Below are 19,884 nucleotides of genomic sequence, written 5' to 3' on the forward strand. Positions count from 1 at the left end.
TGCAACGCGCCGGAAAATTATTTGTCATTTAAGACAGAATGTATCACTATCAACAAAAATTAAGCAACCTACAACATGAAACCTAAGCTCATTTTATTATGCCTCATCGCCGTAGTATTTGGAACAAATGCGGCAAATGCGCAAGCTCCTTCTGATAATGACGTTGCCCGCATAGATACGGCCTTTGTCCCGGTGATTACCAAAGCTTTGCCGAGCCCCTTTGAAGCTGAATATTCCGACAGCGATCTGAAAAATAAAGTGGAGAACGGCGAGGTGAAAGAAAAGGTTAAAACCTACAGTAAGGTTTACCCGGCAGCCAGCACTGATGAGTTAAAAATAGAGAACAGCTTTGGCGAGGTATCTGTAAACACCTGGGACCGGAAGGAATTTAAGATAGAGGTACAGATAAAAGTTTACGCTAATGTTGATGCCGATGCCGACAAGTTTCTGGATGTTATACAAATAAGTGATAATAAAACAGCCGGACTGGCATGGTTTAAAACCGTAATTGGCGATAATGGCAGCCTGAGCCCCGAATTATGGAAGGGGGAGGGTAAAAGCCATATCAAAAAAATTGAGATCAATTATGTGGTTTACATGCCGGCAAAAAATACGCTGAGCATCACCAATAAATACGGTAACACCACCTTGCCCCAACTAAAGGGAAAAGTAACCATACATAGTTTTTATGGCAGTTTAAATGCAAAAAGCCTGTCAAATCCGCAAAGTGAAATTAAAGTTCGCTCTGGTGATGTTAGTATCGGTAGCCTCACGGGTGGGAACTTACAAATAGCTTTCGGCAGCCTCAATTTATCAGAAGGAGACAAATTGAATGCGGATATCAGCTACGGCCCTGTTAAAATAGGCACCCTGCACACTTCTGCAAATATTAAGGTTAAATATTGCGGTAAATTGCAGATAGCCACCCTGGATAAAAACCTGAAAATACTGGATATCACCGAGGCTTACTCCGGGGTAAAAGTAGGTATCAACAACAACGAGAACGCCAACTTTGATATCACTACCTATTATGGTTTATTTAATTACGATAAAGCCCACACCAGTATGTTTGGTAAAGCACCTGGTACCGAGCCTCAAAGAAATTATACAGGTCAGTTAGGTAGGGGTAGCAAGGATAAAACGATTACTATCCGGTCGAATTTTGGACGTGTAGACTTTAATTAAGGGGTAGCCAGACAGCTTATTAAAGATTATTGGACGGGTGATAGGATTGGTGAGCGTGGACGCTCACCTTTTTTGTATTCAAGCGTTGACGTATGAATAGGCGACAAATAAAAAAAGTGCGCCAGGTCAAATGTCCACGCTCACAATAAATACCGCGCCAGTTCGAGCGTCCACGCTCGAACTAACTTTTTGTGAGCGTCCACGCTCACAAATAAATGTGGTATAATTTATTCTTCATTCAAATATATATCGGCATATTTAATGATGTCAAGAAATGCCTCAACTGATGAATTGTATTTTGTTACGCTAACAGTAACTGATTGGGTAGATGTATTCATAAGAAGAGTATACAGCGATTTTATAATAGATAATCTTGCCTACTGTCAGCAATATAAAAAGCTGAATATTTATGCCTATGTGATCATGACTAATCATATTCATATGGTCACTAATGTCTCAGAAGGCTCGTTGGGAGATGTACTGCGTGATTTTAAGACTTATACTTCAAAGCAGTTGATAAAGATGATCACCGATAACCCAATTGAAAGCAAGAAAGAATGGATGATCAGACTGTTTGAAAACGCAGGTAAGGACAATCCAGCGAATAAAATTCATCAGTTTTGGCAGCATGGGAATCACCCGGTATTGTTGTACTCGGCTAATGTTATCCAACAAAAGATAGACTATATTCATGATAATCCGGTAAGAGCCGGTTTTGTTGGTTCGGCCCATGAATACTGGTATAGTAGTGCTAATCCAGATAGCCCTTTAAAGATTATTGAATGATTGGCGATGTTTGTGAGCGTGGACGCTCACCAGGTTTGCATTCAAGCGTGGACGCTTGAATGGGCGGTCGATTTACTTGAGTTTAAAAATAAAAAAATTATGCCAGTTCAAGCGTCTACGCTTGAACTAACTTTTGGTGAGCGTCCACGCTCACTATTTTATACGCAACAAAAAAAGCGACAGGTAAAACACCCATCGCTTTTTAAAATTGTTCACTACCCACTAATTTTCCTCGTACTTGTTATTCCTCAGGTCAACATCCGGTAATTCACCTTCCGGGTCGATCACGATGGATTTGATGGCCGATGTGGATGGATATTTAAAAGTCCACACAGCGCCGCGCTGCCAGATGTTTACCGGCAGGTGAAGTGTTTCGGTTTTACCATTAGCCTGGGTGATCTTCAGATCAACCGGCATAGCCATTTTTTCTTTATTGGTTAGTGTGATCATGGCGCCTTTAGCAGCGTCGTCCTGTATATATTTAACCGAAGTAATGGCCTGGTCAAGTTTCCAGGTGGTAAAGAACCATGGTTTCCAGAACCAGTTCAGGTCTTCGCCGCTGGCATCATTCATAGCGCGGAAAAGATCATAAGGCAGTGGATGTTTAAACGCCCAGTGTTTGATGTACTCGCGGAACGCATAATCAAAACGCTCAGGTCCAAGCACTACGTTACGTAATATATCCAAACCTAAAGCGGTTTTATTATAGTACTGACCATAATCATTTAAGCCAATGGCTTCAGGCGCGGTCATTAAAGGATCTTTGCTGTTGCGGTAGGAGGCCAGTATATTCTGTGCCTGTTTTGATGGATCAGCATACTCGCCGTTGTTAAACTGCTCGCTGGCATACTCATTAATAAAGGTGTTGAAACCTTCGTCCATCCACATGTATTTGCGCTCGTTTGAACCAACGATCATCGGGAACCAGTTATGACCGATCTCGTGGGTAACATCACCCCAAAGCTGACCTTTTTTAAAGTTGCTCAGGCAAAATATGGCGCCCGGGTATTCCATACCCAAAGCCACGCCCGATACGTTAACGGCCGAATTCCACGGGTATTCAAAATAAGCTTTGGAATAGATCTCCATGCTGTTTTTTAGATATTCTGTTGAACGGCCCCAGGCATCGTTACCGGCGCTTTCAACCGGGTAAGCCGACATAGCAATACCTTTACGACCCGAAGGAAAATTAACCTGCGCGGCATCCCATATAAAGGCATTGGAGGCGCCCCAGGCAATATCGCGCGTGTTTTCCATTTTATAGTGCCAGGTTAAACTGCCTTTGAACGGACGGGTAGAGGCTTTACCAACTTCGCCGGCTTTAATGATCATTTCTGTTTTATCGCTGGTTTTTGCTTTGGCCAGCCGGCTAAGCTGGGCTGGACTAAGCACTTCCTCCGGGTTTTGCAGATCGCCGGAACCCACCACGATCATGTTGGCAGGGGCAGTGATATAATAATCAAAATCACCATATTCACAGTAAAACTCGCCCAGGCCCATGTAGGGCAGGGTGTTCCAGCCTTCTACATCGTCATATACACACATGCGTGGGTACCATTGTGCAATTTCATATACATATCCTTGTTTAAATTTTTTACGACCCATACGGTCGGCGCCATAAAAGGGGATTGCGAAATCATAATTGATCTTTACCTGGATTTTTTCGCCCTTGCCATCCAATGGGGTATTCAGGCGTAACTGCATGCGCGCATCGGAGATAACTGGCGTTACGGTATAGGTTTCGCCTTTATAGGTTACGGTAACTGAACCGATGTTGTACCCGCCGCGACTAAACCCGCGAACATCAAAACGATCGCCTGATACGGGCGTGGTTGCTGCACCGTGAGAATCGGGGCGAAAGAGGTTTTGATCCAGTTGCAGCCACAGGTAATCCAGTTTATCCGGGCTATTGTTGGTATAGGTGATAGTCACTTCACCGGTAATAGTTGTATCGCGGCCTTCGTTTAGCGTGGCTTTTATTTGATAGTCGGCGCGGTTTTGCCAGTAATTGGCTGCTGGTTGGCCGCTGGCCGAACGAGTACCGCCGCTGGTAACCGGCCAGGTAATAGGGCCAAAAACGTCCTGGTGATTGTATTTTGATGTATCGGCAGTTTGGGCTGCCGCGGGTATTGCACCGGCCAATAAGCCCATGGCGCATAAAAAGGTGATCAGTTTAAAATAGCGCATTTGAATTTTTAGTAATAAAGGCGCAAATAAAGGGAAATAATTTGTGAAGTTGGTAATCTGATTGCTTAACCGATTGCGTATAAGCGAATTTTGTCGTATGAGTAATAGTAATGTTACCTGATAAGTAATAATGGGTATGCAAGCATAAGTAACACTTTGATATATAAATTTATTGAACGACTTTCATATAGATATATTAAGTTTCCCAAACCATATGAAATACCTGCTCTTATTTTTGATTTTTTCATCCTTTATTGTTTCAGCCTTGGCCAACGGCATTGATAACCTTAAAACTGATAACGACGTTTTGAAATTTATGCTTAAAACGGATACCAATTTTAGTTATAAGGGTGAACCTCAAATTACAGTAGTACCCACAGATACTTTATTTAAATTGTTAAAATGTAATGATGTGGCACGTCAATGGAGCATTAAAAGCTGGGAAAAGACAGACTTTAATCAGGATGGAAAGACCGACCTGCTCGTAATGCTAAAAATGTCTGTAGGTTTTTATGTATATGCTGTAATTGATAAGGGAGATAATACATTTAAAATGTTGCCCATGAACCAGGGACACACCGGTGACAATTGTGAAATGGCAAAGCCCATCATGATCAATAAACAACAGTTGCTCCTTTTTTATTCAAAAATGCTCAGAATGCATAGAGATAAGGATGAACTTACTGTTGACACTGGTCCAAGAATCGATACTTTAATTTTAAAGCACGGCAATTTTGTGGAGTATAATCCCAAGCCGGATAACTATCAGATCAGTTACTTTACGATAGAAGCGAAGGGCTGTTATGGCGACTGCCCCGTCTATAAGCTCCAGGTTTCGGCCGATGGAAAAGCAACGTATGAGGCTTACGCTTATAATGAGGTAGAAGGTAACTTTAAAGGTGCCGTTTCGGTTGATAAATTAAACAGGATCAAATCGCTGATCAATTATATTCAGATCAGGAAACTCCGGGATGATTATCGTGTAGCCTGGACAGATGATGTTAAAGCGATACTTAAAGTAGGGTTTAAAAATGGTACGGTTAAAGAGATAACAGATTATGGTATGATTGGCACGCACGGATTAAGTCAGTTGTACAACTTGATTGATGAGTTGAGAACGAGTGAAAAGTGGGTTAAAGTTAAGTAGACTCATTCTGTCATCCTAAACGTGAAGGATGTGTTATGCAATTGCAAAGTCTAACAACAGATGCTTCGTTCCTCAGCATGACAAAATAGTTTTGACCTTTTTAGTAAATCTGTTCATCACGAAAAGTACCACCTCCCTGTAAAAACTTTCCAAACTTAATCTTGGTATGTTTTACAGCTTCATTTATATCCGCATCTTTGCAATAAATAACACATCTATTATGAATCGCCTGGCTAATTCGTCATCTCCATATTTATTGCAACACGCTAACAACCCTGTAAACTGGTATCCCTGGGGTAAAGAAGCCCTGGATAAAGCCAAAGCCGAAAATAAACTCATCCTGGTAAGTATCGGTTACTCGGCCTGCCACTGGTGCCACGTGATGGAGCATGAAAGCTTTGAGGACGAAGCCGTGGCCGCAGTTATGAACGAATATTTTGTTTGTATAAAGGTGGATAGGGAAGAGCGCCCAGATGTCGACCAGATCTATATGAGTGCTGTGCAACTGATGAGCGGCCGCGGGGGATGGCCTTTAAATTGTATCTGCCTGCCCGATCAGCGGCCTATTTATGGCGGTACTTATTTCCGCAAGAACGATTGGACATCCTTATTATTTAACCTGGCCGATTTTTATAAGCAAAAACCCGAGGAGGCCGAAGAATATGCCGGACGCCTTACCGAAGGGATCCAGAATTATGAATCGGTACAGTTTGTTGGGGAGCAACCCGAATATACCAAAGCCGATCTGCAAGTGATAGGCGATAACTGGAAACGCTATTTTGATCAATATGAAGGCGGCACCGGCAACGCGCCCAAATTTCCGATGCCTAACAACTGGTTGCTGCTGATGCGCTACGCCCACCTGATGAAGGATGATGAGATAGCCGCCCAGGTAAAACTCACCCTGCATAAAATGGCCTTTGGTGGTATTTATGACCATATAGGCGGCGGTTTTGCCCGGTATTCGGTTGATGGCCGCTGGCATGTACCCCATTTTGAAAAAATGCTGTATGATAATGCCCAGCTTATCAGCCTGTATTCAGAAGCTTACACCTGGAACCCTGACGCGCTTTACAAACAGGTGGTGGAGGAGATCATTACATTTTCGACCCGGGAACTGGCCTCGCCTGACTTGGGTTTTTACTCGGCCCTGGATGCCGACAGTGAGGGGGTAGAGGGCAAGTTTTACATTTTTACTAAAAAGGAAATAGAAGAGATCTTGGGTGAAGATGCCGCCGAACTCTTCTGTATTTACTACCATATCACCGAAGATGGCAACTGGGAGGAAGAACATGCTAATGTATTGTTCCGCCGGGAAAGTGATGGGGAGCTGGCCGAAAAATTAGGTTTAGGCGTGGATGACCTGCTCTCGCAGATCAAGGCTTCGCGGAAAAAGGTATTTGAAGCCCGCAGGCATCGCGTGAGGCCCGGGCTGGATAATAAGATCCTGGCTTCCTGGAACGGATTGATGTTAAAGGGGCTGTGTACTGCTTACCGGGCGTTTAATAATCCCAAGTACCTGGAACTGGCATTGCAGAACGCTCAATTTATTCTGAATAAACAAGTAAGCCAGAATAACCGGATATCAAGAGTTTATAATGTCAATAAGGCAGATGAATCTCCGGTAGCGTTTCTGGACGACTACGCCAATATCATCGATGGGCTCATTGCCCTGTATGAAGTTACTTTTGATGAACAATGGTTACATCAGGCTAAAAAACTGACCGACGCTGCTATAGAGCACTATTACGATGAAGTGAACGGCATCTTTTTTTATACCGCCGATGACGATGAACAGCTGATAGCCCGCAAATCGGAGATCATGGATGGGGTAACGCCGGCCAGTAATTCGGCCATGGCGCTTAACCTGAAAAAGTTGGGCTTGCTTTTTGATAACGAAAGCTATGCAGCGGTTTCGGCACAACTGTTACGTAACATTATGCCGCAGCTTGCAAAATATGGTACAGCCTATTCTAACTGGACCTTATTGTTGCTGGATGAGGTGTTTGGTATCTATGAGATAGCGATAACAGGCAACGAGGCCGAAACTGTGCGAAAGGAAATGGAAAATAATTACATCCCAAACAAAATAATCTTGGGAGGTAAAAAAGGAAGTTTACCTTTGTTGCAGGATAAGTTTGGTCAATCAACACAAATTTTTGTTTGTAAAGATAAAACCTGCGGATTACCTGCCAATAATATGGCCGATGCTTTAAAACAAATTGAGGCCTGATTGCTTATTAAAAAAATACTTTACAATGAAGATTGAACCACAACACGTAGTGTCATTAACTTACGATTTGTATGTTGACCGTGACGGAGCCGAAGTTTTAGCCGAAAGCGCCACACAAGAACAACCATTAACCTTTTTATTCGGCGCCGGCCAGATGCTGCCTAAATTTGAAGAAAACCTGAGCACCCTGTCAACTGGCGATGCTTATGAGTTTCGTCTTTCTGCAGAGGATGCTTACGGCGAATATGATGAAGAAGCTGTAGCTAACCTGCCAAAAGAAATGTTTCAGGGTCAGGACATTCCGGAGATCGGCAGCATTTTGCCTTTACAGGATAACCAGGGTAACCGTTTCCAGGCACAGGTTGTATCAGTAGCAGAAGATGCTGTTATTGTCGACCTGAACCACCCGATGGCTGGTCAGGAACTGCACTTTAAAGGCAACATCCTGAATGTACGTCCGGCTACCCCAGAAGAGTTATCACACGGCCATGCACATGGTCCGGATGGTCACCATGATCACTAATTTTATTGATATAAAATAGACAAGAAAACGCCGGGCATTATGTCCGGCGTTTTTGGTTAAATATGTCATCGCGAGGGAACGAAGTAATTTCATTTAAGTTTGTCATCCTGAGCGGAGCGAAGGATCTATTCTTCGACCCCGTCTTTAGCGCAAGTCTTGTGAGGTTGCCTGTGGGTTGATGACTTGCGCTTGTATACGATGCGTTGAGGTCACAAGTCAGCCTTTACTCTCAATCCCTCACACAAGACTTGCGCCATTAGGGGCCGTTGAGGTCACAAGTCAGCCTTTACTCTCAATCCCTCACACAAGACTTGCGCCATTAGGGGACATGATGGAAACACTGCATGCTGAGCGGAGCGAAGCATCTATTATGCAATTGGTATTATCGAAGAAGATCCTTCGTGCCTCAGGGCGACGAACTTTTTTAGTCTGTGGTGCGGTGGTATCACACACTCCGAACTGATTAGAGAAACATCACTAATTCACTAAATCAATAATCTACTAATTAAACTCCAAACCTCCCTCATTATCTATCCAGCACCTGATCATAATACGGCAGCCTATGGGATCGCCGTTTACGGTAGCGGGTATAAATATTTTATCTTCTTCGTTGGGCATATCAGTGCTCATGGCAAATACTCTATGATAATTGAGGCCGCTAAATAAATGCACCTTAAAATCGGCCAGGCGGCCACCCGGACTTACCAGCAGTTCAATAACCGCGTAAGATGCAGTACGACTGATGCCCATGAGCTCATTCGGTAGTTTAAATACTTTGAGGTAGGGGAGATAGCCAAAGTACCGGCCGCCGGCTTTAACAGGTTTGGTGGTTCTATCTGAATCGGTTAGTGCTTTATCTACAAAATACCGCAGGCTTGAGGTGGTATCTTCTGGCGCTTCAAATAATAAAGTCTTTTTCGTGTAGTCGTAATTTTGGAGTAAGCGGCCCTGCGGATCGTAAAAATGCCATACGCCAACTTTCTTGTCGTTATCAAAACTGCCGCTGGCCACGGCTATGTTTTTTTCGGTTACGGCCTGGTAAATGCCTTGCCGGGTACTTTTATCACTCTTGAGTACAGATATCCGTTCGGTTATCTGATCGGTAAGGCGATGTTTGCGTACTACCGTTTCCTGTGCAAAACTGGTGTTTAAATAAAAAAGCAGGGCGATAAATAAGGTTATAATTTTCAACACAGTTCAATTTCGGTAAATATAAAACAGCTTTACGTAATGTCAAAAACGGCACTGTTTAAATTATCACCACTGGTGTTCGGAAGAATATCTTTTGGCTAAAGCCCGCAAATACTTTTATTATCCGTCCCATAAATGGGACGGCAATGAATAGAAAAGCAGTTGGGTTATCTTTTATTGCCGTTGGTTTTAACCAACGGGCGATAATTAAACGTTTATGGGCTTTAGCCAAATCTTCTATTTAACTTTTATTTCGATTCTTCCCAACTCTGGTGAAATTACCCCCTGCCGCCACCACCACCTCTGCGGCCACCGCCTCCTCCACCGCCATTCCTGCGACCACCACCTCCGCCACCCGATGGGCGACTACCTTTAAATTTTTGTAAGCGCAACGTAAATGAAAGCATAAAATACCTGCCCAGCCTGTTGGTGCGGGTATCGATGATCTGGTTGCCTGATACGGTACGGCTTACACCCTTGTTTTCATTGAACAAATCGAATGCCTGGAAACGTACCGAGGCAATGTGCTTGGCCAGGAACTGGTATTCAACATAACTGCTTAGCAGGGTAGGGTTGGCCTTTACCGTACTGCTAAAGCCGTGGTTTATGGTTTGTGTTAAGTTATAACCCAGCACCCAGCTATAAAAAAAGTAGTTGCGGCCGTCAAGCCCCAGCGTCCAGGTGTTGGCATCGGTGTTTAAGGATGACGGCAGGCTGTAACGGGTGGTATTTACGCTATAGTTACCGCTTACTTCGGTGTCCATAATGCTGTCTATATCCACTCTTAGTTTCAATCCCTGACTCCATACCCAGTTTTTGCTGATATTACGCTGATTTTCGATAAAGGATACATTATTGCTGTAGCCAGCGCTGCCATTTAATGATACCGTGAATTTACGATTGGCAAATGGTTTGGAGAAAGAGTAATTACTGTTGATATTATAAAGGCCATTGGTGTTTACATAGCGGGTTTCCTGTATGGTGCTGTCGCGTTGGTTGGTTGAGCCTGTAGCCGAGGAAACAGGCGAAGTATTAGTCACGATAGCGTTTTGCGTTTCGGAGAAAGAAAGGTTAGTAAACAACGAATTACCGCTGGCGATATCAAACTGGTTGTAACGTAGGTTGATGTTATTGGTAAATGATGGTTTAAGGTCGGGGTTACCGTACACCCGGTTCTGTGGGTTCGAATAATCGGGCTGTATTTGCAATTGCGTAAATGAAGGCTGACTATTAGATCCGCTGTAATTAATGGTAAAAGAATGGTTGCGCGAGAAATTATAAATAAACCGGGCTGTAGGTATTACATTAAAAGTATTGGTTGTGGTACGGAAGTTATGCGATTCGCCCTCCAATGTTGATGGTTGTACCGCCATTCCGATGGTGTAATTGTACTTGGCGCCTATCCCGCGAATGTTTAATCCAAAACGGTTGGTAATAAACTGGTAATTATAAATAGTACTGAGCGAATCGACAAAAGTTTGACTGCCTGTTAACGGATCAACCCGGTAGTTGTACCGGTTATTGTCGGTATTGGAATAACTGTAACCATAATTGGCCTCCAGGTAAGTGGTTTTACCGATAGGCTCGATGTAGGATAGATGTACGTTTGCCCGCCGCGAGTTGTTGTCGCTGTTTACTTGCTGAAAGAGTGGTGTTTCAATGGTATCCTGCCGGGTAATGTACTGGTCGTTTAAACTCTGGTCGCTTTGCGAAAGGTTTAGACCTGCGCTTATACTGAAGTTTCGTCCTTTTTTATGAAACTTATGATTGTATAGTACATTGATGCCCCCGCTTTTTGAGGTGGCGTTGGTTAAAGCCAGTTCGTTACCCGTTACCAGCGCACCTTTGCGGGTATTACTGAAGATATCGGTACTGATATTGTCGGAGATGTTGTACGAAAAACTGGGATTGATCTTCAAATAATTGGAGGTATCTATTTTATACTCCATGTTAAAATCAAACCGATGATTAATACCATGGTTCCTGTTATCGCTGGTATCGGTATTGATGAGCGTGCCCGATTGAAAAAGGTTTTGTTGTACGGTAGTGCTATTCTGATCCCTGTCTTTATCGGCAAAACTGTAACTGCCATAAACGGTGATCTTTTTGCCCCAGTCGTCGCGGTAATTGGTACCAATCGACCGGTTGGTGGTAATGCCGTTAGCCGTACTGATCTGCGAGCCGCCACTGCCACCGCCACGACCGGCCCTGCCACCCCCTCCGCCTGCGCTGCCCAGGTTAAACGAGTTGGTATTGGTGTTGTTGAGCGTACCAATCAAGGCTATCTGCCGCGTATCCATAAAAGTATTGGCCGACAGGCGCGCCTGGTACCTGTCATCGCTACCAACACCCACGCTGCCCTGGCCAAAATTGCCCCTGTTTTTATCTTTCTGTATGGTAATGTTCAGGATCTTATCTGGATCGCCGGTTTTGATGCCGGTGAGGTTGGCCTGATCGCCGTAATCATCAATCACCTGTATGGCGTCAACAATATCGGCCGGGAGGTTTTGTGTAGCGGTTTGTACATCGCCGGTAAAATAATCCTTGCCATTAACCCGCACCTTAGTTACTTGTTTACCATGCGCTGTAACGTTGCCATCTTTATCCACACTTACACCGGGCAGTTTTTTAAGCAGATCTTCTACCGGCGAACCTTCGCGTACTTTATAGGCGCTTGCCTTATATTCTACCGTATCTTCTTTAATGGTGATTGGATTGGCTTCGGCCACGATGTGTACCGTTTTTAAAAAATTGGTTTGCACCTGGATCTTTATCGGATCGAGTTTAATGGGTTTGGTGTCATTGTCCATCACATAGCGCCGTATCAGGGTTTGATAGCCAATACCACTGATGGTTATTTTGAAATTTTTTGAATTGACCGCCGGAAAACTGAATGTTCCGCCCGGGCCTGTAGCGGCATTAAGACTGTCTTTATCGGATATTAGCTTTACGTTAACACCCGGTACGGCGCCCACGCTGTCTACCACCGTTCCGCTTACCTGCCGGCTTTGCTGCGCAAGAGCCTGCATTACGAATAAGGAAAAAATAAGAAACAGTAGTAGGTGTCTGGTCATAGTTCAGGTTTAATGATACAAATGACCATAAAGATTTGATTAAGTTTAACACGTTAAATGTATGTAATACAATTGTTGCAAATATTGCTGGCAGATGCTTAAACTTGTAACCAAACATATAATGCATGACAGCTCTCGCCGATCAATCCGATTACAAAACGGTAAGTTTTTCGCAAACTACCATTACCGAACTGATGATACCTTCGTACTCCAACTTTGGCGGGAAGATACATGGGGGTATTTTATTATCGCTGATGGATAAGGTGGCTTATGTATGCGCCGCTAAACATGCCGGTAACTATTGCGTAACAGCATCTATTGATACAGTTGATTTTTTACAGCCGGTAGAAGTCGGCGAGCTGGTATCGCTCATGGCATCGGTTAATTATGTGGGTAAAACATCGCTGGTGGTTGGCATCCGGGTGATATCCGAAAATATCAAGAACAGCTCGGTAATGCACACCAATACCAGCTACTTTACCATGGTAGCCAAGGATGATAACAACAAACCGGTAAAGGTACCCGGCCTGATCCTGGAAAACCGCGAGCAGGTAAGGCGTTTTATTGAAGCACGCCGGCGCAAGGAGATCAAGCAATCTTACATGAAGGAAGTAGAGCAGATCCAGATGCCTGATAACTATGAACATTGCATAGCCATGCTCATGGGAGAGCGCTGCCTGGTAGCGGGGGAGTAGGCGGGAAGTCAAAAGTCAAAAGTCAAAAGTCAAAAGTCAAAAGGCAAAAGGCAAAAGGCAAAAGGCAAAAGGCAAAAGGGCATTATGTTAAGTGGATTAAATCCTGAGAATCCTTCAATCGTGTTAAAAAATCAGCGAAATCAACGTAATCAAAAAAATCAACGTTGACATTTATTTGACAATAGATGAAATAAAGTATTCGATCCGGAGTTTAAACTATAGGCGTTAAGTTTAATGCCTGCGCTCATCACGAATTAACCTGCATCAAATGGAAGGACTTCATCGTCGCTAACCAACATACACACTTACTGCCCCTACTAATTGTCGGTCCCACTTACAACCCGAAGGAATACTCCGAAAAGGGTTTAAGTTTTGGCGGGGATTTGGCACAATATAATATATCTTTAGAAAATGACAATTCGGTGATATTATATCACTACATTGTGGCACTTATCCCTCTTTTAAACTATTTACTATTAACCCCCACAAAACTTAATGGCTTTTTTAAACACGGTACTTGAACCGCCTTCGTATGGCTGGACGGATGAAAACGGTGACCTCTCCAAACCCTCCAACGGCAAAATTGTAAAAGAATTTTTTTTAAGACTCAACGTATTTAAGGACAAAAAAAACTGGCTGTCGTTTCTAAGCTGGTTCCTGGTATTGGCACTGGTGCCGTTTTTAGGCCTGTTTATATTTAAATATTTCAGCATTACCGGTTTAATAGTGGCATTTGTGTACAGCATGATCATCATGGGTACGCATGGTACTATCTGGCATCACCGGTATTGTACGCATAGTGCTTATACCTTCAGCAATAAATTCTGGCGGTTTTTTACCCAGAACCTTACGCTGAAGATCATCCCGGAAGAGATCTACGCGGTATCGCACCATGTGCACCACGCCCTTTCAGATCAACCTGGTGATCCATACAACGCGCAGGGCGGCTTTATGTACTGCTTCCTGGCCGATGTAAACCACCAGCCTATTGCCCGCAATATGGGTGAAGCCTGCTACAAAAAATGTGTTAACCTCATGAAACATGTGGGCGTTATACCCAATACCTACAAACAGTATCAAAAATGGGGAACCATTGCTAACCCATTCCGTACTATTATGGGTATTATATTAAACTGGGGTTTCTGGTTCACGGTATTTTACCTGATTGGCGGTATGCCATTGGCTTGCGCCGTTTTTGGTTCGGCTGGTATCTGGGCCGTTGGCGTACGTACCTTTAATTATGAAGGTCATGGTAAAGGTGAGGATAAACGCCGCGAAGGTATTGATCATAACCGCGAGGATATGTCCATCAATCAGCTATGGCCGGGTTATGTTGCCGGCGAGTGGCATAATAACCATCATTTATTTCCAAAAAGTGCCCGCTCTGGTTTCAAACCACATCAGCTTGACCTGGCCTGGTGCTACATTAAATTTTTAAGCTTGATAGGGGCGGTGAGCTCCTACCGCGATTCCAAGAAAGAATTCCTGCTGGAGTATTGTACCGTGAAACCGGTTGTTGGGCCAGTTGCCCAATATCCGCAAACGGCCAAAACTCTGCTCGTGACCGAATAATAATATTAACAAATACGCGCTGTGCGCTGTCCGAAGTCTCTGACTTCGGACCACTATGTTCGTAGTCTTTAGACTACATGAGTTAGTTATTGAGTTATGAGGCTGTAGTTGCAATCTACAGGCATAGTCGTTCGAAGTCAGAGACTTCGAACAGCGCTGGGAATAATTAACCAATACTAAAATTAAAAGGGGGAGTGATAGCTTAGTTATCACTCCCCCTTTTTTGTTGAAAGAACGCGAATAAAACATAAAGACAGGTTGGTAAAATATATGATACTGATAAATAATGCCATACTATTTACAAATGTATTTTATAACTTAGTGAGGCCAATTATATAGTGTAATATAAACACCCGATCCATGTGTAGTAAAATGCGATTTTTGTTTTTTTGCCTGCCCTGTTTTATTATTCTTCTTAACCAAAAAGCAATTGCGCAGGTTTCCCCAACAGGGATATTTGATGATCAAAGCGATGTAGGAATTGTAAAGCATAAAGGTAATTTACAATATGACCCTAAACTACAGCAATATCATCTGGAAGGCTCCGGTGCAAACATCTGGGCCACCAGCGATGCTTTTTATTTTGTGTGGAAACGCATGAAAGGCGATTTTATATTGCGCACCAATGCCGCTTTTATAGGTAAAGGGGTGGAGGATCACCGCAAAATTGGTCTGATGATCCGCAGCACACTTGATTCCAATTCCAAACATATCAACGCGGTTGTTCATGGCGATGGTTTAACATCCTTGCAATACCGCAAAAAGGCGGGAGGCATTACCGAAGAGAAAAAATCAAGTATTACCGCTGCCAATGTGATCCAACTGGAACGGAAGGGTAATACCTATACCATGTCTGTAGCGCGCAAAGGCGACATGTTTGTGACCGAAGAGATAAACGACCTTGACCTGGGCGATGAAGTTTATGTTGGCATATTCATTTGCTCACATAACGCCAATGTAACCGAAAAAGCTGTTTTTAACAATGTGCGCATCGTAGTACCTGCCCCGTCAACGCTGGTGCCCTATAAACAATACCTGGGCAGCAGCATCGAATTGCTTGATCTGGCTACGCAAAACAGCACCGTTATTTATCAATCGCCAAAATCACTACAAGCCCCCAACTGGATGCACAACGGGCAATCGCTTATTTACAACAGCGAGGGCTCCTTATACAAATTCAATCTCAAAACCGGGCAGCCAATGGTGCTAAATACCGCTCCGGCCAAAAATAATAATAACGATCATGTGCTGTCATTTGATGGTAAAATGCTGGCCATCAGCAGTAATGACGGTGGACCTTCGATTGGTTATACCGTTCCGGTTACTGGCGGTAAGGCCAAAAGAATATCCGCCGTTGGTGTTGGCGCAAGTTATATGCATGGCTGGTCGCCAGATGGTAAGTACATTGTATTTTGCGGCGAACGGAATAATGAATTTGACGTGTACCGGATTCCTTCGGGTGGTGGAAAGGAAGTAAGACTGACCACCAGCCCGGGTTTGGATGATGGCCCCGAATATACACCAGATGGAAAATACATCTATTTTAATTCGGTACGCAGCGGCCTGATGCAGGTTTGGCGCATGAAAGCCGATGGCAGCCAACAAACCCAGATCACCCATGACGATTACAATAACTGGTTTCCGCATGTATCGCCCGATGGTAAATGGATCTGCTATATCACCTTCCTGAAAAACGAAGTGGAGCCCGGCGATCATCCATTTTATAAGCACGTATTCATCCGGGTAATGCCGGTTGGCGGCGGGCCATCAAAAGTGGTAGCCTACTTATATGGCGGGCAGGGTACTATCAATACCCCGTCATGGTCGCCGGATAGTAAACATATCGCGTTTGTGAGCAATTCTCAGTAAAGAAGCAAGAGATAAGAGTCAGGAAACAAGATATAAGAATCAAGAAGTAAGAGTCAAGAATCAGGAAATAAAACGGAGAAATTAAAGATCGAAAAATGTGCGAAAATCACCTTAATGAATTCAAAGAGATAAATTGAATTAAATGAAACGAAATAACCTAATATGTAGCTATCTTGTCTCTTGATTCTAATATCTTGATTCTTTTTCCAAATTATAACCTTAATACATCAGTCCAATGCAAACCTCCCGCAGATCATTTTTAAAAACAAGCGCTGTAGCCTTAGCGGGCGCGGCTTTATTACCTGATAGTTTAATGGCATCAGAAAAACACCTGCAGCGTGTGGGCGTACAGTTGTATAGCGTACGCGATGCTATGAAAATAGACCCAAAAGGTACATTAAAAAAACTGGCCGATGCGGGTTATCATCATGTAGAACATGCCAACTATGTTGATCGTAAATTTTATGGTTTTACTGCCAAGGAGTTTAAAAAAATAATAACCGATCTGGAAATAAAAATGCCAAGCGGCCATACCGTAATGACTGCCCAACATTGGGATGACGCCAAAAACGATTTTACCGACGCCTGGAAATATACCATTGAAGATGCCGCTACCGTTGGTCAGCGTTATGTGATCAGCCCATGGCTGGATGAAAGCCTGCGCCATGATACCGATAAATTAAAACGCTTTATGGAGCAGTTTAATAAATGCGGAGAGCTGTGCCAAAAATCGGCCATGAAATTTGGCTATCATAACCACAACTTTGAGATCAGTACCAAAGTAGGAGATATCACCCTGTATGATTTTATTATCCAGAATACCGATCCAAAATTGGTGGCCCAGCAAATGGATGTGGGCAATATGTTTAGTACGGGTGGCGTAGCGCTTGATTTTATCAATAAATATCCAGGCCGGTTTGAGTCGTTACATGTTAAGGATGAGATTAAAGTAGCTCCACGCGCTGATGGGGATGATACCGAAAGTACCATACTGGGTCAGGGTGTTTTGCCGGTTAAAGAAATTGTAAAAGCAGCAAGTAAAAAAGGAGGCACTGTTCTGTTTATTATTGAGCAGGAAGCTTACCAGGGAAAAGACCCGGTTGATTGTGTAAAAATTGATTTACAAATCATGAAAAAATGGGGTTATTGATATTATTAAGGTAATTTCACCAGACAATATTTCCTGATACACTCTTTTTTTAGTGTTTTAAGTTACTAAGTTTGATAATCGTTTTATAAACCAGGGTTCATTTATTAAGTCAATATGCCTGTAAGTACAGGTAATTTAACTAAGAACTGCTAAAACCATTTACCATATTTGTAAACACATTTGTTTAACCTATATGGCTTATACCATTCGGTCGGCTGGCTATGCATGGGGTGAAATAAAAAAAAGGAATATACATTATAGGATACACCGTAAATTGTATTTATATTTTTGAGATTGTTGTTTTTTAGAATAGATTGATAAATAATACTTTATGTTTTTAAAACACGTTTTTATTTTAAATTTTCGGTATACAAATAGGTAATGCAACGGAGTGGTTTTACTTTAGGGCGGCCAAAGCGTCGACCCCTGATGCAAAGCCAAAACAACGCTAATTGTTATAAAACCGATCAATATTCAAAGTGTAAAAAAAACACAATGCAATATTTGTAAAATAATTTTTATTCATACATTTAGCGGGATAACCAAGTACTAAACAAAATTCATTTTAACCGAATAGATATGTCTGCAAACACTTATGACGCTATTGTCATTGGCTCAGGAATTTCAGGCGGATGGGCTGCCAAGGAACTAACAGAAAAGGGTTTAAAAACCATTATGCTGGAGCGTGGTCGTAACATCGAGCACATTAAAGATTATGTGAACGCTAATAAAGCACCGTGGGAATTTCCGCACCGTGGCGGGCGTACGCAAAAAATGATAGATGATTACCCGGTATTAAAACGCGATTATCCCTTGAACGAAACCAACCTGGATTATTGGGCGAGTGATAAAGACAGTCCATATACGGAAGTAAAAAGATTTGACTGGTTCCGCGGTTATCATGTTGGCGGTCGTTCACTCATGTGGGGCAGGCAATCATACCGCTGGGGAGATATTGATTTTGAAGCTAACCTAAAAGATGGTATCGCTGTGGATTGGCCTATCCGCTATAAAGATATCGCTCCATGGTACAGCTATGCTGAAAAATTTGCTGGTATATCTGGTAACAGGGATGGGTTGGCCGTTTTACCCGACGGCGATTTTATGCCGCCGATGGAATTGAACGTGGTTGAAAAAGATGTTGCCAAAAGATTAAAAGAATACTATAAAGAAGAAAGGGCCATGATTATTGGTCGTACTGCCAATATCACTGTACCGCATAATAACCGCACCAACTGTCAGTATCGTAACAAATGCTGGTTAGGCTGTCCGTTTGGCGCTTACTTCAGCACACAATCGGCTACTTTGCCTGCGGCTATGGCTACCGGTAATTTAACCGTTCGTCCATGGTCAATCGTTACCAAAATTTTGTACGATAAGGATACTAAAAAAGCCAAAGGTGTAGAGGTATTGGATGCCGAAACCAACAAAACTTATGAATACTTTGCAAAAGTCGTATTCCTGAACGCTTCTACCATTAACTCGGCCTGGATCCTGATGAATTCGGCGAATGATGTTTGGGAAGGCGGTTTAGGCAGCAGCAGCGGCGAGTTGGGTCATAACCTGATGGATCACCACTTAAATGTTAATGCATGGGGCCATGTAGAAGGTTACGAGGATAAATACTACTTCGGGCGCCGTGCAAATGGATTCTATATTCCTCGTTTTGCCAATCTGGGTAACGATAAACGCGATTTTATACGTGGTTTTGGTTACCAGGGCGGTGCAAGCCGCGAAGGGTGGAGCCGTGATATTGCCGAACTGAGCATAGGCGGTGCCTTTAAGGATGCCTTAACCGAGCCGGGTTCATGGTCGGTAGGTATGGGTGGTTTTGGTGAAACTTTGCCTTATCATGATAATAAAGTGTTCATCGATAAAACCAAAAAAGATAAATGGGGGCTTCCTGTTATTGCAATCGACGCTGAACTGAAAGACAACGAGAAAAAGATGCGTATTGCCATGGAAAGCGAAGGAAAGGCCATGTTAGAAGCGGCAGGCGTTAAAAATGTGCAAACAAGCAGCAAAAACCCATATCTGGGCCGTGGTATCCATGAAATGGGAACCGCACGTATGGGCCATGATCCAAAAACATCTGTATTGAACAAGTGGAACCAGGTTTGGGATGCCAAAAATGTATTTGTTACTGATGGTTCTTTCATGACATCGGCAGCATGCCAAAACCCGTCACTTACTTATATGGCCATGACCGCCCGTGCAGCCAATTACGCGGTTGAGGCTTTAAAGAAAAACGAGATCTAATTAACCGGATATC

The 19,884-nt window shown here is 43.2% G+C and carries 13 protein-coding genes; 10 read left to right on the plus strand and 3 right to left on the minus strand.

What is annotated here, in order from left to right; genetic code table 11:
- The first annotated feature begins 75 nt into the window (after positions 1–75).
- Together ACNURT_RS11965 and ACNURT_RS11970 are read left to right on the plus strand one after the other, a co-directional pair.
- Positions 76–1,185, plus strand: a complete 1,110-nt coding sequence (locus tag ACNURT_RS11965; protein ID WP_419701936.1) for a DUF4097 family beta strand repeat-containing protein — start codon at positions 76–78, stop codon at positions 1,183–1,185.
- A 261-nt stretch (positions 1,186–1,446) separates the two neighbouring features.
- Complete coding sequence (locus tag ACNURT_RS11970; protein ID WP_419701937.1) at positions 1,447–1,971, plus strand: REP-associated tyrosine transposase; 525 nt, start codon at positions 1,447–1,449, stop codon at positions 1,969–1,971.
- Between the two features lie 222 nt (positions 1,972–2,193).
- Here the strand turns inward: ACNURT_RS11970 and ACNURT_RS11975 are convergent, their stop codons facing one another.
- Positions 2,194–4,158 carry a M1 family metallopeptidase gene (locus tag ACNURT_RS11975; protein WP_419701938.1) on the minus strand — a complete coding sequence of 655 codons (1,965 nt, stop codon included), beginning with the start codon at positions 4,156–4,158 and terminating at the stop codon, positions 2,194–2,196.
- 214 nt (positions 4,159–4,372) lie between these two features.
- On the opposite strand from ACNURT_RS11975, the gene ACNURT_RS11980 reads away from it, so the two are divergent.
- From ACNURT_RS11980 to ACNURT_RS11990, 3 genes are all read left to right on the plus strand, one after another.
- A complete protein-coding gene (locus tag ACNURT_RS11980; RefSeq protein ID WP_419701939.1) occupies positions 4,373–5,305 on the plus strand; it encodes a DUF6438 domain-containing protein in 933 nt (310 codons plus the stop codon).
- A 220-nt stretch (positions 5,306–5,525) separates the two neighbouring features.
- Positions 5,526–7,538, plus strand: a complete 2,013-nt coding sequence (locus ACNURT_RS11985; RefSeq protein ID WP_419701940.1) for a thioredoxin domain-containing protein — start codon at positions 5,526–5,528, stop codon at positions 7,536–7,538.
- A 25-nt stretch (positions 7,539–7,563) separates the two neighbouring features.
- Positions 7,564–8,061 (plus strand): FKBP-type peptidyl-prolyl cis-trans isomerase, encoded by a 498-nt coding sequence (locus ACNURT_RS11990; protein ID WP_419701941.1) that lies wholly within the window; start codon positions 7,564–7,566, stop codon positions 8,059–8,061.
- Between the two features lie 501 nt (positions 8,062–8,562).
- On the opposite strand, the gene ACNURT_RS11995 is transcribed toward ACNURT_RS11990, so the two are convergent.
- A complete protein-coding gene (locus tag ACNURT_RS11995) occupies positions 8,563–9,252 on the minus strand; it encodes a hypothetical protein (protein ID WP_419701942.1) in 690 nt (229 codons plus the stop codon).
- A 278-nt stretch (positions 9,253–9,530) separates the two neighbouring features.
- Positions 9,531–12,326 (minus strand): TonB-dependent receptor, encoded by a 2,796-nt coding sequence (locus tag ACNURT_RS12000; RefSeq protein ID WP_419701943.1) that lies wholly within the window; start codon positions 12,324–12,326, stop codon positions 9,531–9,533.
- Between the two features lie 125 nt (positions 12,327–12,451).
- Between ACNURT_RS12000 and ACNURT_RS12005 the strand changes: the two genes are divergently transcribed.
- The 5 genes from ACNURT_RS12005 (at position 12,452) to ACNURT_RS12025 (ending at position 19,871) form a co-directional block, all read left to right on the plus strand.
- Positions 12,452–13,021, plus strand: coding sequence for an acyl-CoA thioesterase (locus ACNURT_RS12005; RefSeq protein ID WP_370994174.1), 570 nt, complete (start codon positions 12,452–12,454; stop codon positions 13,019–13,021).
- Positions 13,022–13,516: 495 nt separating this feature from the next.
- A complete protein-coding gene (locus ACNURT_RS12010) occupies positions 13,517–14,593 on the plus strand; it encodes a fatty acid desaturase (RefSeq protein WP_419701944.1) in 1,077 nt (358 codons plus the stop codon).
- A 372-nt stretch (positions 14,594–14,965) separates the two neighbouring features.
- Entirely contained in the window at positions 14,966–16,462 is a 1,497-nt protein-coding gene (locus ACNURT_RS12015; protein ID WP_419701945.1) for a TolB family protein, read from the plus strand.
- A 235-nt stretch (positions 16,463–16,697) separates the two neighbouring features.
- Positions 16,698–17,612, plus strand: a complete 915-nt coding sequence (locus ACNURT_RS12020; RefSeq protein WP_370994171.1) for a sugar phosphate isomerase/epimerase family protein — start codon at positions 16,698–16,700, stop codon at positions 17,610–17,612.
- Between the two features lie 579 nt (positions 17,613–18,191).
- Entirely contained in the window at positions 18,192–19,871 is a 1,680-nt protein-coding gene (locus ACNURT_RS12025; RefSeq protein WP_419701946.1) for a GMC oxidoreductase, read from the plus strand.
- The last annotated feature ends 13 nt before the right edge of the window (positions 19,872–19,884 follow it).

Source organism: Mucilaginibacter sp. NFX135, assembly GCF_048565145.1.
Lineage (GTDB): Bacteria > Bacteroidota > Bacteroidia > Sphingobacteriales > Sphingobacteriaceae > Mucilaginibacter.

Bases quoted from the DNA above. Each gene is read 5' to 3' on its own strand.
- ACNURT_RS11965 (WP_419701936.1), top strand. From the start codon at position 76: ATGAAACCTAAGCTCATTTTATTATGCCTCATCGCCGTAGTATTTGGA.
- ACNURT_RS11970 (WP_419701937.1), top strand. From the start codon at position 1,447: ATGATGTCAAGAAATGCCTCAACTGATGAATTGTATTTTGTTACGCTA.
- ACNURT_RS11975 (WP_419701938.1), bottom strand. From the start codon at position 4,158: ATGCGCTATTTTAAACTGATCACCTTTTTATGCGCCATGGGCTTATTG.
- ACNURT_RS11980 (WP_419701939.1), top strand. From the start codon at position 4,373: ATGAAATACCTGCTCTTATTTTTGATTTTTTCATCCTTTATTGTTTCA.
- ACNURT_RS11985 (WP_419701940.1), top strand. From the start codon at position 5,526: ATGAATCGCCTGGCTAATTCGTCATCTCCATATTTATTGCAACACGCT.
- ACNURT_RS11990 (WP_419701941.1), top strand. From the start codon at position 7,564: ATGAAGATTGAACCACAACACGTAGTGTCATTAACTTACGATTTGTAT.
- ACNURT_RS12000 (WP_419701943.1), bottom strand. From the start codon at position 12,326: ATGACCAGACACCTACTACTGTTTCTTATTTTTTCCTTATTCGTAATG.
- ACNURT_RS12005 (WP_370994174.1), top strand. From the start codon at position 12,452: ATGACAGCTCTCGCCGATCAATCCGATTACAAAACGGTAAGTTTTTCG.
- ACNURT_RS12010 (WP_419701944.1), top strand. From the start codon at position 13,517: ATGGCTTTTTTAAACACGGTACTTGAACCGCCTTCGTATGGCTGGACG.
- ACNURT_RS12015 (WP_419701945.1), top strand. From the start codon at position 14,966: ATGCGATTTTTGTTTTTTTGCCTGCCCTGTTTTATTATTCTTCTTAAC.
- ACNURT_RS12020 (WP_370994171.1), top strand. From the start codon at position 16,698: ATGCAAACCTCCCGCAGATCATTTTTAAAAACAAGCGCTGTAGCCTTA.
- ACNURT_RS12025 (WP_419701946.1), top strand. From the start codon at position 18,192: ATGTCTGCAAACACTTATGACGCTATTGTCATTGGCTCAGGAATTTCA.